We start from the raw sequence: 15443 nt of genomic DNA on the forward strand, positions 1-15443 counted from the left end.
TTCCTTTTTTATGCTTCAAAATCATTAATACCAACAAAAGTTTGTTCTTTTATTTTTTGAGTATTTCAGTATTTATTTGCAATTCTTTTTGCTTTTCTTTTGTTTCTTCAAGTCTCAACTAATAATCAAATATGACTTGCGATAAATAATGATGAATATGTTCCAAACACAACACCAGTTACCAATGCAATGTTAAAGTATAAATCAGTTGAATCTTTAAAAATAATTAAAATTAATACAGTTAAAATTGTTGTTAAAGAAGTAAAGATTGAACGTTTTATAGTTTCTTTAATAGTTTTATTAACTATAAATCTTAATCTATTATAGTCGTTAACTTCTTTATATGGTAATTCTTTAAAGATTTCTTTAATTCTATCAAAAACAACTATAGTATCGTTAATAGAGTAACCAATTATTGAAAGTATAGCGGCTATAAAAATTGGTGAGATTTGTAATCTGAAAATAATAAAGATTAAGAAAACTATTATAACATTATGAATTAGCGAAATAATTGCAGCTATTGCAAATGTTCATCTTAATCTTAAAATTATATAGAAGATAACAGCAAATAGTGCAACTAATACAGAAATAATAGCATTATTTACTAAACTTCTTGCTTCTTCTGAAGAAATACTATATGTAATAATATTTATATTTTGAAACTTAGTATTTAATTCTGAACTAATTTCATTAAGAATATTAGTTATATTTTGATTAGTTCTAACTATAACATTATAAATATCTGCTTGTTGATCTACTTTTTGAATAATAATTTGATGATTATCGTTTATTATTCCTTTATTTTCAAGAAAGTCTTTGATTTCATTTGCTTTATTTAAAGTTAGAAAATCAAAATCTTTATCTTTAGTTTCAACTAAAATATTTGTTCCACCACTAAACTCTAAAGAAAGGTTAAATCCTTTTATAAAATCCTTATTTATTACTGCAAATGTGGTAAATACAATAAAAGCAGCTATAAAAATAATAACTGGAATGTAGTGAGTAAATTTAACATAATTTAGGTATTCTGGTCTTTCTATTTTTGCAACATAACCTCTTGCATATAAAGGAATGTATTTTTTTCTAACCCCTAATAAAAATTTATTTTTATCAAATACACCCGTTTTTACAAGCATTGTTGTAATTCATTTTGTAAAGAACAGCATAATTAACAATGTAAATAACACAGAAAATAGTAAAGTTACTGCAAAACCTTTAATATCTTTGGTCCCAAAAAAGAAGAGAATTACAGCAACAATTAATGTCGTTATATTCGAATCCAGAATTGTAGAAAAAGAAAATTTATTTGCTTTACTATTTGCTTTAATGCTGCTAGAACCCATATAAATTTCTTTTTTAATCGATTCAAACGATATTATATTCGCATCGACAGACATACCAATTCCTATTATTAAAGCAGCAATAGTAGAAGGTGAATATTCCCCTCTTACTGTTGTGAATAATAATAAAGTTAGAAATATATATAAACTTAAAGAAATTGTAGATAAGAAACCAAGAAGTCCATAATTAACTATCATAAATAAAGCAATTATAGAAATTGAAATTATTCCTGCAATTAAAGCTCCATTAAATGCATTCTCTCCTAAATCTCTAGGTACAAATGATGAAGATAAAAGTTTTAATGAATAATTATCGGTTCCATAATTTATATTTAAAGCTAACTGTTTTGCTTCACTTGATGTGAAATTTCCTTGAATAACAAAAGATTCACCAGATAAAGCACTATTGACTTGAGCAGATGAAATTAAATATTTTTTAGCATCAAATTGTGCTTCTTTTAAAATTGGTTGAAATACAGTTGGTTGATGTGTTTCAGGATTTGTTACAGTTTTTGGTTGTGTTTCTTCATTAACATGAACAAATTTATATGGATTAAATCCAGAATGAACTCATTCATCTCTAAAGTTAGTATTAGCAAGATGAATTAAATCTTTTAAGTTTAATCAAACTAAAATTAAATTTTGTCCTGCTGGTCTTTTAGAAATATAGTCAGTAGCTTTTGTTCATTCTAACTCACCAGATTTATCAGCTAAATTAATTAATACTTGATTTCTATTATTGCTATCAATTTGTTCTTTTGCTCCACCTGATTTAAATGGTGCAACATAATCTCTTTCGTTTCATTTATCTACGTTTTCAAAATCTAAAGTTTGTCCTGTAGTAAATTTTCCATTATAAAATAAAGGTTTATTATTTATGTCTGTGATTATAATTTGTTGTTTTGCAATAACTTCATTTGTAAAATCAACAATTTCTTCATTAGTGGTTATTCCACTTCGAGAAATTCTTATTCTACCTTCGCCCTCAATTGCAACTTGTGTACCATTTAAACCGACTCCACCGGTTAAACGATTAAATATTGCTTGGTCTGCCCTTTTTATTGTTTCATTATCGATTGGTTTATTTTTATCTTCTGAAGTAACTTGAACAAGAACTTCAGCACCACCACCGTATTCAATAGATTTATTAATATTTTTTGAAATATAATATTTGCTTCCTAATGTAATTGAAACTATGACTGTTGAAAAAGTGAAAAAAGCAATAAATCACCTTTTTCAATTTTTAGCACTAAATATATTTCTAAAAAACTTTTTCATAATAATATTTTATATTATAAGGTATTTTTAGTTATTTTTAACTAATATAGTTATATTTTTTTAAATATTCTTCTCCTTCAATCGTAATTCTTCTCCCTCTACTAGTTTTTTCAATTAAATTTAATTCTAATAAATTGGGTTCTATATTTAACAATATGTTATCTTTATTATCTTTTAAAATTCCTGAAATTACATCCAAAGATACACTTTTTCTTTTGAAAATATTACCTAAAAGTTTTAAATAATCAACATGTAAATGAGTTAAACCATTATGATGAATTCCAATATTTTTAAGAGTTTCATCAATTAAATTTTTATCAATTTTAGATTTTTGAGAAAAAATATAAAAATCTCTGATTCTTTTTAAAATATTGTTTAAAATTCTTGGTGTACTATTAGCAAATTTAGTGATATATCTTATATCATTATCTGAAATTTCTATATTTAATTTTGATGAAGAATTTTTTGCAATGATTTTCATTTCTTCTGGAGAATATTTTTGTAATTTTGCAATGAAACCAAAACGATCTTTTAATGGTTGACTTAATCTTTCAAATTTAGTTGTAGCACCTATTAAAGTAAACTCAGGTAATTTCATTCTCATTATTTTATTTTCTCCATCTACTCCAATTTGAATATCAATTACATATTCTTCCATTGCTGTATAAAGTAATTCTTCCATATTTTTATTCATAGAATGAATTTCATCAATAAAAATTAAATCCCCTTTTTTAACAGAACCAAAAATTGAAAGAATATCTGATTTTTTCTCTATTAAAGAACCTTGTATAAACTTAATTTGACCATCTAATTCCGTTGAAATAATTTTTGCTAAAGTTGTTTTTCCAAGACCTGGTGGTCCAAAAAACAATAAATGATCAAGAGTTTTTTTACGCTTTTTTGATGAACCTATTAAAACTTTAATTATATTAACTAGCTCTGTTTGACCAATAAATTCATCGAAATTTTTTGGTCTAATTTCTAAATTCTCTTGCATTAGAAATTAATTTAATAGCTTCTTCAACTAAGAATTCAAAATTTTCACTTGGTTCTAAAGATGAAATCGCATAATCAATTTGTCTTTTTTGGAAACCAAGGACTTTAAGTGTATCTTCTAATTCACTCATTACCTTAAAATCAAGTTTTGAATTAGACTCATTTTCAAATTCATGAGATTCATTTTCTGTGCTGTTTTCATCTACTTTTTCTTCTTTGGATTTTAAATTACTTAATATTTTTCTATATTTATTTTGAAAATCAAAAACAATTTGTCTTGCTATTTTTTGTGATATATAAGTATATTTTGAAAGTCTTTCTCAATCACCTTCTGCAATTAAATTAATTCCTTTTTCTCATCCTTCAGAAATAAAGGATAATGCTGTTTTAGGACCAACACCTGATATTGTTAATAAATCTTCAAATAAAATTCTTTCTCTAAAATTTTCAAATCCATATGTTGTTTTTTGATAATCATTTTCTCAATTGTAAATATAAACTTTTCTATTTTCTCCTTTTTCAAATTTATCGCTATTGACAACATATATAAGATGTCCTGTTGATGAACTTTCTAATATAATGTAATTTTTGTTTTTTGAAACTATTTTTCCTATTTTATAAATTTCCATTTTTTTCCTCCATCTAAAAGTTTCTTTTTTTTATAAAAAACAAATAAAAAAGAAAAAAATTAGGAAAATAAGCTCGTTTTTCCTAAAATTTTAAATATTGAAGTATTATTAAAGCCCCTATTTATAAATTAATATAAAAAAATAAATAAAAATTAATTTAAAAACATAGATTTAGAAAATTAATTAAATTTTCAATTGATTTAAACTAAAATAAGTTATGTTATGTATAATTTAATTAAAAGAAAAAGTATAATAAATCAACTATTTCTGAATTTTAAAACAATATTAAAATTTAAATATAATAAATAAAGTGTTGGATATAATAAATTCATTGAATGATATTTGAAAACAACAAACGCATAAATAGGGAGATATATGGAAAATAGTAAAATTGAATATAAAATTGATATTCCAGATAAAGCAAATAAACTAAAAGCAGAAATAGTTTCTTTTTTAAACAGCAAGGGTGGAGAAATACATCTAGGAGTTAGAGATGATGGTAGTATTGATAAAGAATTGATAGAAAATAAAAAACAAGAATGAGAACAATTGCTATCTAATTGAGTGTCAAATGCTTTTAGTCCAAATGTTATAAACTTAATTGATATTCTTCCTAATGAAATACCTTTTAAAATTAAAATAACTGAAGGTAAGGAGAAACCTTATTTTTATAAAGAAGGAGAAGGATTTAATTCTAAAGGGATTTTTATTCGAGTTGGTAGTACAAAAAGAGTTGCAAGTTTTAATGAAATTGAAAGAATGATTAGAAATCATCCATCAAATGATTTTGAATCAAATAGTATTGATAGAAATGATTTGACTTTTACATATATTGAAAATAGATTTAAAGAAAAAAATATAAAATTTGATATATATGCTTTATCGTTAAAAGGCAAAAATGATAAATATAATAATGCTGCTTTGTTGTTAAGTGATCAAAATCCAACAATAAGTAAATTCGCAGTGTTTCAAGATAAGGGAGTTATTGAATTTTTAGATAAAAAAGAATTTACTGGGTCAATTTTAAAACAGCTAGATGAGATATTGTATTTTTCTAGTTTATCCAATAGAAAAAGAGTTACCATTTCAGGTAAACCAGATAGAGAAGAGTATTTAGACATTCCTAAGAGAGCATTGAGAGAAGCTATTGTAAATTGTTATTGCCATAGAGACTATACACTAAGCGGTGATGTAAAAATTGAATTTTATATAGATAGAGTTCAAATTTTTTCACCAGGTAGTTTACCTGATGGTTTAACTCTTGAAAATATAAAAATGGGAATGGCTGCAAAAAGAAATAAAATCATTGTAAATGCATTAGATAAAATTGATATGATAGAAAACTATGCAACAGGAGTAAGAAGAATATTTGAAGATTATTCTGATTTTAAAAAACAACCTAAATACTATATTTCTGATAACGGCGTGATTGTTACATTATTCAATAGAAATTATAAAATAGAAGATGAAGCCCAAAATGAAGCCCAAAATGAAGCCCAAAATGAAGCCCAAAATGAAGCCCAAAATTTAAAACAAAATACTAAAAAACGAATAGAGAAAATTTTAGAGTTAATGAAAGTAAATAATAATATAACAAGAAGTAATCTTAAAAATATATTAGGAGTGTCTAAAACAACAATTGAACGTGATATTGCTAAATTAAAAGAAGAAAATAAAATAGAATATATAGGAAGTTCAAAAAAGGGTTATTGAAAAATAAAAAATAATTAAATGAGAATTAATAAAAATCAAAACACAATAAAATGTAATTAAATCAGATAAATAAAAACCGTTTTGCCCCATAAAACAGGCATAAACAGTTTTTTAATACATTAAACTGAGAAAGCTTGGTAGTGTAAGATATTTTGTGTAAATTTCTCTTGCTTACTTTTTAGTAAGAGATTTGAGAATAGCAAAACACAAATCTATTAAAATTATACAAAAAATCATAAATAGACAAAACAAAAACCAGGAATTTAATCCTGTTTTTGTAAGTCATTTATGATTTTTTAATTACTCATTATCAAATACTATTTTTAATTGATTTAAAATTTGCCCTCAATTTGAGGTAATTGTTTTTCACTTTTCAAGTTGATTCTGAATTGCAAAATAAACTATTTTCATAAGCAAATCTTCGGTAGGGAAGGAAGTTTTATTTTTAGAAATTTTTCTAATATTTCTATTAAGATTTTCAATTACATTTGTTGTATAAATTAGTTTTCTAATTTCTTTTGGAAAATTGAAAAAAGTAGAAAGTTCATCGAAATTATTTCTCCAACTTTTTATTGCATAATGATATTTTACTATCTCATTTGTCTTCAAATATTTGAAGAAATCGAGAAGCTTCATCAATATTATTAGATTGATAAATATTTTTCATATCTGAAGTAAATTCTTTAATGTCTTTATAGTTCGACAAATTTTAACAGAATTTCTAATTTGATGAACTATGCATTTTTGAATTTGAGTTTTAGGAAAAACTGCTTTTATAGCATTTGAAATCCCTGTTAAATTATCACTGGAAATTAAATAAATTTCTTCAACTCCCCGTAATTTTATGTCATTTAAGACTTGCATTCAGTATTTTGCGCTTTCTGATTCTCCTATTCAGAAACCTAAAACATCTTTATATCCATCCAAGGAATAACCCATAACAATATACACAGATTTTTCAACTAATCTGTTATCTTCTTTAACTTTAAAACGTATTCCATCAATAAAAACCATACCATAAGTTTTATCTAATGGTCTATTTTGTCACTCTATAATTTGTGGCATTATTTTATCAGTTACTCTACTAATAAAACTTGGTTCCACTTCAATTCCATATAACTCATTTAATGTTTTTGAGATATCTCTAGTGGAAATTCCTTTTGCATATAAATTAATTATTTGTCCTTCGATATGAGAAATATCATATTGAAATTTAGGAACAATTTGCGGTTCAAAATTAGATTTTCTATCTCTTGGAATTTCTATTTCCATATCTCCAAATTGTGATCTAACATTTTTAGTATACGAACCATTTCTATAATTATCTTTAATAATTTTTTCATGTTCATATTTATCATAACCTAAATGTTTTTTCATTTCTTCTTGAAGAATTGATTCAAGAAGATCTTTTGTATTATTTTTTACAATTTCATAAACATCTTCGATTGTTTTTGGTTTATATTTTTCGTAAAGCTCTTTTGCAGTTTCTAATTTTTTATTCATAAAAAAATTTCTCCTTATAAATATTTTAATTTAAATATTTGCTATTGAGAAATTTTTACACAAAATTTATTACACTTCCGAAAGCTTAACCAAATGTTTTTTCAATTTATGACTTTATATTAATAATCCTAAATAAAAAAAGATAACTTACTTAGAGTTATCTTTTTCTTTGATTTTAGCAAGTATTTCTTCTATTCTTTGTGCATTGTCTAATACTTCATCTAAAAAGAAATGTAATTGTGGCACTGTTCTAGAATTTACTATTTTGGATAATTGAGTTCTAATAAATCCTTTTGCATTATTTATTGCTTCTAAACCTTTTTGAGGTGATTTTATAAAACTTAAATAAATTTTTAAATGTGAACCATCGTTAGAAAGTTTTACATCATTTACAGTTGCTCCAATTATATTAGCATTTGTTATTTCTTCACTTATAATTTTAGAAACTAGTAAAAAATAGTGGGATTCTTTTTTTCTTAATGTAATTGAGTTCATATTATTCTTCAATTAAAACATCTTCAAATGCTTGAATAGTATCATCAACTTGAATTTCGTTATATTTATAAATATGACAACCAAATTCCATACCCATTGCTACTTCTTTAGCATCATTTGGACCTTTTCTTAAAGAGTCCAATTTTCCTGTATAAATAACTTTATTTTTTCTAATAACTTTAACTTTACAGTTATTTTTAAATTTACCACTAATCATAGTACATCCAGCAATAATCCCAACTTTTGAATAACTAAAAAGTTTAAGAACTAATGCTTCACCTATATTAACTTCTTCATATTTTGGTTCTTTATAACCTTTTAATAAAGTCTCTACTTCTTCGGTGATTTTATAAATTACAGAATATTCTTTTATCTCTATTTTTTGCTGAGTTGCAAACTGTTTTATAGAGCTTGGGACATTTGTATTAAATACATAAATAATTGCATTTGATGCTTCTGCAAGTAAAATATCTGCTTTTGTAACATCTCCAACAGAAGCATGTACTACATTAACAAAAGCTTCATCGTTTTTTAATCTCTCTAAAGATGATTTTATAGCTTCTGAAGTTCCGTGCACATCGCTTTTGATAATTAAATTAATAACTTTTTTACCTTCTTCAAAAATTACGGAATTTCTTTCTTTTAGTTGTGTTTGTTTATCTACAAAAGCTTTTTCTTCAGCTAAATTTTTAGCAAATTTTTCTTCTGGAAAACCAAAGAATTTATCTCCTGCTAAAGGCACATAATTTAAACCAGTAACAACTACAGGAGTACCTGGAGTTGCTTTTTCAAGAATTTGTCCATGGGAATCATGCATTGTTCTAATTTTTCCGTATTTAGAACCTGCAACAATAAAATCTCTTGGATAAAGAGTTCCATTTTGAACAATTAATGTTGCAGTAACTCCTTTACCTTTATCTAATTTTGATTCAACTACTGTACCGATAGGATATCTATTTCTATTTGCTTTTAAATTAAGAACTTCCGCTTGTAAATTAATTGCTTCAAATAAGTCGTTTAGTCCTTGACCGGTTTTACCAGAACCATAAACAAACATATTGTCTCCTCCTCATTCTTCAGGAAGAATATTGTGGGTAGAAAGTTCTGATTTTACTCTTTCAATATCAATTGAAGGTTTGTCAATTTTGTTAACAAAAACTATTATAGGAACTTTTGCATTTCTTGCATGATCAATTGCCTCAATGGTTTGAGGCATAACTCCATCATCAGCAGCAACTACTAAAATAACAATATCTGTTATTTTTGCACCTCTTGCACGCATTTCTGTAAATGCTTCGTGACCTGGAGTGTCTAAAAAGGTTATTTTTTTGTTTTGGTATTCAACTTGATAAGCACCAGTGTGTTGAGTAATACCACCAGCTTCACCACTTGCAACATTACTTTTTCTTATAGTATCTAATAATGTTGTTTTACCATGATCAACATGTCCCATTATAGTAATTATTGGTACTCTATTTTCAAGTTCACTTTCATGATCACTTATTTCAACTTCATCCATAAAGTTGGAAGCATTTATTTCTACTTCTTTTTGAAAATCAAAACCATATTCAATACACAATTCAGCTATTTCATCTTCAGAAAGTGTATGATTTAAAGTATACATTTTTCCTTTTTTAAAAAGGTTTGTAATGATTTCATTAGCAGGTTTATTAATTTTTTTTGTAAATTCTGCAATTGTCATTGCTCCTGTAAAAATAAAAATACCATCTTTTAATTCAGTTTTTACACTAACTAACTGGGATTTAATTTCTTCTGTATTAGATTTTCTAATGTGTTTCTTTGCCATAAATTAGTTCTATTTCCTTTCTTAATTGATCGTAATTTTCTTTTGTTATATTCATTTTAAAAGACTTATTAAGAAGTTTTTTCTCAAAAGCTTTTAAAATGCTCTCTTTGACATTTTCTATATAAGCTCCACGCCCTTGTAGATTTTTATTTTTGTCTATAATTACTGTATTTTCCTTTGTTTTAGTAAAACGCATTAATTTTGTTATAGGGATGATATTGTTTGAAAAAATGCATTTTCTTGAATAGTCATTATTCATTTTCTTCATCATCTCAATCAGCATCATTTATATCAAAATCAAAATCATTTAAACCAGCAAATTCAGCTAAATCATTATCCATTTTGTAATTCTTAATTTCTTCACTAATTTGTTTTAAATCTTCTTTTGTATAAAGTTCTTCTGTTTTTGGTTTGTTGTTATCAATATTATCTTGAAAATCAGAAAATGCATTGTCAAAAATGCTATCACCATCAAATTTATTTACATTTGCTTTTCTATTATTTTTAACTACAGAATCTTTTTCAACTTTAGTTGATGATTTTGAAGTTGAATCATTTTTTTCTACTTTTTGTTCGCTATTTGCTGTTTCTTCAGAAATATTTAAACCAAAATCTTCGTTATATTTTTGAATATCTTTATCAAATTCATCAAGTAAATAATTAGGATTAATTTTAGATTTACTATTTCTTGTTTTATTAGTAGTATAAGGTGCTTTTTTGATTTTAGCATTTGCTGAAGTTCTATTTTTAAATTCGTTTTCGATTGTTTCTAATTCACTTTCAGAACTAATATTTCCATTTCAGTTTAATTTAAAACCATCATTTAAAGCTTTTGAATAAGAATAAATATCAATTCTTGATCTTGTTAATTCAGAAGCTAAAGTAACATTAATTCCTTTTTTACCAATAGCAAGCGAATGTTGTGAATCAGGAACAACAACAACAATTTTATTAAGTTTTTTAGATTTAAATGGTAAAACAGAAACTATTCTTGTTGGTGCTAAAGCATTTACTATAAATTGGTTTAAATCTTCTGAATATTCAATAATATCCACTTTTTCTTCTCCGAGTTCATTTACTATTAATTCAATTCTGCTTCCGGATTTTCCAACTAATGCTCCAACATTATTAATCACTGTTCCAGATGTAGATTTAATAGCAACTTTTGATCTTTCACCTGCGTGTCTTGCGATTCTAAAGATTTCTATTTCTCCTGCTGCAATTTCAGGAATTTCTTTTTCAATTAAGTCTTTTAAGATGTTATTTGATGAGTTAGAAATAATTATTTGTGTATCTTTTACTTCTTCAAGCACATCTTCAATATAAACATCTTCGCTTAAACCAAGCTCATTCTTCTTTTTAGAATTTGTAGCTAAGTGTTTAGGCATAAATGCATGAACTTGATCGTCTTCAATTTCATATAAGTATCCTGCTCTTAATTTAGAAATTAATTTTGCTTTTACTACTTTTCCTTTTAAAGTTGAATATTTTTGATAAACAGCTTCTCTTACAAGTTCGGCAATTTTTTGTTTAAATTGTTGCTGAACTGGTGAAAATATATTTTTTGGCAAAGTTTCAAAATCAATATCAATAGAAACTTTTTCATCTTCTTGAACTTTGTGTGCAAATAATTGTTTTGCTTGTGAAATGGAAATTTCACAAGTTTTTAAACCTTCATCTGCTGCAATATCTTCATTATAAGTTTCGTCAGAAACTACTAAAGCTGTTTTGTTTACTAATCTAATATTTTCATTTTCATAATCAACAATTAGTTCTATTTCAGCGTCAGGATCTAAGTTTTTAGTAATTGTTTTTATAAAAGAATCTTCAAGAATTTTCATAATTGTTTGTATATCTATTTTTCTAAATTCTGAAATTTCTTTTAATTGATTAAAAAATATTTTGTTCTTTGAAATATTTTTAGAATTTACAGATTTTCTTGCCATTTTTCTCCTAAATATTTATATATAAATTAATTTTTTCTATTTTTTCTTTGTTTATTTCTTCTTTTTTCATTCTGCCTTTTAAATTAATTTCTAGTAATAAAGTATTTTCATTGTTTTGGATTAATTTTCCTATAATAAAATCTTTTTCATTAAATCAAATTTGAATTTTTTTGTTGATAAATTCTTCTATATTTTCTATATTTATATCAATATCAGACCCTTTAGAAAATACATCTAAATAATATTCTTCTTTTATAGAATCTTCTTTATCTAAAAAGTCAGATATTTTTCTTGAAATTTTTTCAATATCATTCAAATCAGTAAAATTTGTTTTTATTCTTAAAAAATTAAGACTTCCTTCTTTTTCAAAATAAGCTTCTAAAATTGAACTAAAATTCTCTTTTAATTTTTCTAAAATATCCATTTTTCTCCTTAAAAATATATGAAAAGGTTGCTAACAGCAACCATTTTTTTATTACTATTAATATAATTATAAACCAATAATATTTTTTTATAAATAAATTATGCAAATTATTAATTTCTTCTTTTTTCGTTTTTCCCTTCAGTAGATATGATTTTAAGTGGTCTAGAAAGTATAAAATGAATAGAATCTTTTTTAATATATTCTTTTTTTTCATCTGCTTTTACATCATAATCTTGTACTTTTCTTTCTCTAGAAAAAGTTAAATCATAATCATAGAAGTTTTCTGAGTCTTGATTTGCAATTATTTGAGCATTTTCCCTTGCACTTAAATCATTTTCAATGTTATATCAGTCGTTTAAATAATTTCGAGATGTGAAACCTAAATTTTCTGTTGTAAATACATTTATTATAGGCGAAGATGAGTGAAACTTATCAATTTCTTTTTGCAAAATACCTGGAAATATTTTTTCTATTTTAGGTTTTGGAGTAGAAAATCATTTATAATTTTCATTTGCTTTATACTGAAAAATACCAAAATTAGACAATAAATTTATTTTAGAAAAATAGTTATTATTATAATCTTCAGGGAAATATAAAGCTTTATTAAAAGCAAAGCGTCCTTCTAAATGTAAATTTGGAATTGATAATAAGTATTCCATTATTGTTGTATTAATGGAAAAAATTTCATTATAATCTTTATCACTTTGAGAAAAATTAAATTTAAATTTATAATTACTCTCTTTTACTAAATAAATTTCATTTCCGTTTTTGTATTTTATTTTTTTATTTGGAGCTAATTTATCAATAACATCTTTATAAACCTTGAATTTAAATTGAAAGTCTAATAATCACTTAAAGAAAATTTCTGTTTTTTCTTGCTTAAAATATATAAAAATGTTTTCATTATTAAAATTTTCTAATTTTATGCTTTCATAAGTAGGTCTTAATTCTATTAATTTATTAACATTTATTATTTCGTAATAATCTCTGTTATTAAAATCAAATTCTTCAAAGTCATCAAACACATAATTGTCAGTTCCTACGTATTTTTCTTTATATTTGTTAAAAAGTTCATCATATTTTTGTTCTTCAGGTGTTTTTGGAAAATCCGGTTCTTTAGACTTTTCTTCATAATTACAACTTGCTACCAAATTTACAGAAGCAAAAGTTAAGGTTGCTGCACTATTTAATAATATTTTCTTTTTCATTATTTTGTTCCTTCTATTTTTTTAGCTCTATATTTTATGTAATCTTTTAAATATGACATCATCCCTTCTTGTGAATCGAAGAAAAGTTCTTGATTATTTAAATCTATTGTTCACAAGTTGTAGTAATTAGATTTTATTTCGATAGATTTGTTATTTTCTACATAAAATCTTCTTTCTGCAACAGGCAGAATTAATTTACCGAGAATTAATCTATAATTTAATTGGAAAATTTTAGGATCATTAAATTCAAATAATTCTTCTCTAAAAGGTTGTCCTCTAGAGATAAGGGTGCTTTTTAGTCCTGGGATGTAATATCTTTTTTTTGGTTTCATTCTTTTTAAAAGGTATTCTTCTAAATTTGATTCTTCAGTTTGGTTTGCTAATTCTGTAATGTTTGTATATCTTGAGTTGTAATTATAGATTTTTTTCTCAGAATCATCTATTGAAATAAAGTTTTTTAAAATGTATATTTTAATTTTGTGGCTTCTTTTTTATAATTGTTTTAATATTCTCTTTTTTTGTTTTTCCCTTCAGTAGATATAATTTGAAGAGGTCTTGAAAGTATAAAATGAATAGAATCTTTTTCTACATATTCTCTTCTTTCATCTGTTTTTACATCATAATCTCGTACTTTTCTTTCTCGAGAAAAAGTTAAATCATAATCATAGAAGTTTTCTGAGTCTTGATTTGCAATTATTTGAGCATCTTCTCTTGCTCTTCAATCGTTTTCAATGTTATATCAATCATTTAAATCGTTTTCTGATTTCAAACCAAAATCAAGTGTTGTTTTTAAGTTTATTATAGGTTTAGAGGAATTGAATTTATCAATTTCTTTTTTAGGAATGTTTGGTATTAATTTTTCTATTTTAGGTTTTGGTATTGAAAATATTTTGGAATGATCTCCTTTTTCCCTTTCATCAAATGAATAATTAGATTCTATATCTAAATTAGAAAAATAACTATGTTCTTCGCTTGGTCCAAAAGCAAACGATGTTGTTAAAGCAAATAATCCTTTTATTTTTACATTTGGTATTTGTATAATTTTATCCATAACATAATAATGCATAGCAATTATTTCACTATATTCTTCATGTTTTTTAGAAATAGAAAAATCAAAAATACTTTCTTTAACTAAATATATATCTTCTTTATTATTTTTTTGTTTAATTTTTTTCTTTGGTTCAAATTTATCTATTACTTCTTTATATACGCTGTATTTAAAATTAAAATCTATCATTCATTGAGCAAATTTTTCTTGACTTTCTTCAGTGAAATAAAGATAAATATTTTGATTATTTTCTGTTTCAAGGTGAGTTAATTCATACACAGGATTTAATTTTACTAATTTTTTAGCATTAACAATTTGATAATAATTTATATTATTAAAATCAAATTCTTTAAAGTCATCAAACACATAATTGTCAGTTCCTACGTATTTTTCTTTATATTTGTCAAAAAGCTCATCGTGTTTTTGTCTAATAGGACTTTTAGGAAAATCTTGCTCTTTAGATTTCTCTTCATTACAACTTGCTACCAAATTTACAGAAGCAAAAGTTAAGATTGCTGCACTAGTTAATAATATTTTCTTTTTCATTATTATGTTCCTTCTATTTTTTTAGCTCTATATTTTATGTAATCTTTTAGATATGTCATCATTCCTTCTTGTGAATCGAAGAAAAGTTCTTGATTATTTAAATCTATTGTTCACAAGTTGTAGTAATTAGATTTTATTTCTATTGATTTGTTATTTTCGACATAAAATCTTCTTTCTGCTACAGGCAGAATTAGTTTTCCAAGAATTAATCTATAGTTTAATTGGAAAATTTTTGGATCATTAAATTCAAACAATTCTTCTCTAAAAGGTTGTCCTCTAGAGATAAGGGTACTTTTTAGTCCTGGGATGTAATATCTTTCTTTAGGTTTCATTCTTTTTAAAAGATATTCTTCTAAATTAGATTCTTCAGTTTGGTTTGCTAATTCTGTAATATTTGTATATCTTGAATTGTAATTATAGATTTTTTCTCTGCATCATCTACAGAAATAAAGTTTTTTAAAATTCCTATTTTGGTATTTTCTAAGAATAAAAATTCTTTGTTTTTTCAAA

At 24.4% G+C, this 15443-nt stretch carries 14 protein-coding genes; 1 reads left to right on the forward strand and 13 read right to left on the reverse strand.

Annotated elements, in window-relative coordinates:
• Positions 1 to 8: 8 nt before the first annotated feature.
• From secDF to ruvA, 3 genes are read right to left on the reverse strand one after another with little or no spacing between them, the layout of a single operon-like run.
• The gene (secDF, locus tag ACR34G_RS03310) at positions 9 to 2618 is read right to left on the reverse strand and encodes a protein translocase subunit SecDF (protein ID WP_436358539.1); all 2610 of its coding nucleotides are present in this window, start codon (positions 2616 to 2618) and stop codon (positions 9 to 11) included.
• A 37-nt stretch (positions 2619 to 2655) separates the two neighbouring features.
• Positions 2656 to 3615: a Holliday junction branch migration DNA helicase RuvB gene (gene ruvB, locus ACR34G_RS03315; RefSeq protein WP_436358540.1), complete on the reverse strand. Its 960-nt coding sequence runs from the start codon at positions 3613 to 3615 to the stop codon at positions 2656 to 2658.
• Positions 3593 to 4243 carry a Holliday junction branch migration protein RuvA gene (ruvA, locus tag ACR34G_RS03320; RefSeq protein ID WP_436358541.1) on the reverse strand — a complete coding sequence of 217 codons (651 nt, stop codon included), beginning with the start codon at positions 4241 to 4243 and terminating at the stop codon, positions 3593 to 3595. The genes ruvB and ruvA overlap by 23 nt, the downstream gene beginning before the upstream one ends.
• Before the next feature lie 375 nt (positions 4244 to 4618).
• On the opposite strand from ruvA, the gene ACR34G_RS03325 reads away from it, so the two are divergent.
• Positions 4619 to 5974 (forward strand): ATP-binding protein, encoded by a 1356-nt coding sequence (locus ACR34G_RS03325; RefSeq protein ID WP_436358542.1) that lies wholly within the window; start codon positions 4619 to 4621, stop codon positions 5972 to 5974.
• A gap of 282 nt (positions 5975 to 6256) precedes the next feature.
• Here ACR34G_RS03325 and ACR34G_RS03330 read toward each other — a convergent pair whose 3' ends face one another.
• The 10 genes from ACR34G_RS03330 to ACR34G_RS03375 all read right to left on the reverse strand — a co-directional run bounded on the left by ACR34G_RS03330 (position 6257) and on the right by ACR34G_RS03375 (position 15442).
• On the reverse strand, positions 6257 to 7459 hold the full coding sequence (locus ACR34G_RS03330; protein WP_436358543.1) for an IS256 family transposase: 1203 nt from the start codon (positions 7457 to 7459) through the stop codon (positions 6257 to 6259).
• A gap of 147 nt (positions 7460 to 7606) precedes the next feature.
• Positions 7607 to 7954: a 30S ribosome-binding factor RbfA gene (rbfA, locus tag ACR34G_RS03335; protein ID WP_436358544.1), complete on the reverse strand. Its 348-nt coding sequence runs from the start codon at positions 7952 to 7954 to the stop codon at positions 7607 to 7609.
• A gap of 1 nt (position 7955) precedes the next feature.
• Positions 7956 to 9761 (reverse strand): translation initiation factor IF-2, encoded by a 1806-nt coding sequence (gene infB / locus ACR34G_RS03340; protein WP_436358546.1) that lies wholly within the window; start codon positions 9759 to 9761, stop codon positions 7956 to 7958.
• A complete protein-coding gene (locus tag ACR34G_RS03345) occupies positions 9742 to 10020 on the reverse strand; it encodes a YlxR family protein (RefSeq protein WP_436358547.1) in 279 nt (92 codons plus the stop codon). Before ACR34G_RS03345 ends, infB begins: the two co-directional genes overlap by 20 nt.
• Entirely contained in the window at positions 10013 to 11707 is a 1695-nt protein-coding gene (gene nusA, locus ACR34G_RS03350) for a transcription termination factor NusA (RefSeq protein ID WP_436358549.1), read from the reverse strand. Before nusA ends, ACR34G_RS03345 begins: the two co-directional genes overlap by 8 nt.
• A 7-nt stretch (positions 11708 to 11714) precedes the next feature.
• Positions 11715 to 12131, reverse strand: coding sequence for a hypothetical protein (locus ACR34G_RS03355; protein ID WP_436358550.1), 417 nt, complete (start codon positions 12129 to 12131; stop codon positions 11715 to 11717).
• 110 nt (positions 12132 to 12241) lie between these two features.
• Positions 12242 to 13339 carry a hypothetical protein gene (locus ACR34G_RS03360; protein ID WP_436358552.1) on the reverse strand — a complete coding sequence of 366 codons (1098 nt, stop codon included), beginning with the start codon at positions 13337 to 13339 and terminating at the stop codon, positions 12242 to 12244.
• On the reverse strand, positions 13339 to 13671 hold the full coding sequence (locus ACR34G_RS03365) for a hypothetical protein (RefSeq protein ID WP_436358553.1): 333 nt from the start codon (positions 13669 to 13671) through the stop codon (positions 13339 to 13341). Before ACR34G_RS03365 ends, ACR34G_RS03360 begins: the two co-directional genes overlap by 1 nt.
• A gap of 170 nt (positions 13672 to 13841) precedes the next feature.
• On the reverse strand, positions 13842 to 14933 hold the full coding sequence (locus ACR34G_RS03370) for a hypothetical protein (protein WP_436358554.1): 1092 nt from the start codon (positions 14931 to 14933) through the stop codon (positions 13842 to 13844).
• A 2-nt stretch (positions 14934 to 14935) separates the two neighbouring features.
• Entirely contained in the window at positions 14936 to 15442 is a 507-nt protein-coding gene (locus ACR34G_RS03375) for a hypothetical protein (protein ID WP_436358556.1), read from the reverse strand.
• Between the last annotated feature and the right edge of the window lies 1 nt (position 15443).

Source organism: Mycoplasma sp. 480 (assembly GCF_051353065.1).
Lineage (GTDB): Bacteria > Bacillota_I > Bacilli_A > Mycoplasmatales > Metamycoplasmataceae > Mesomycoplasma_A.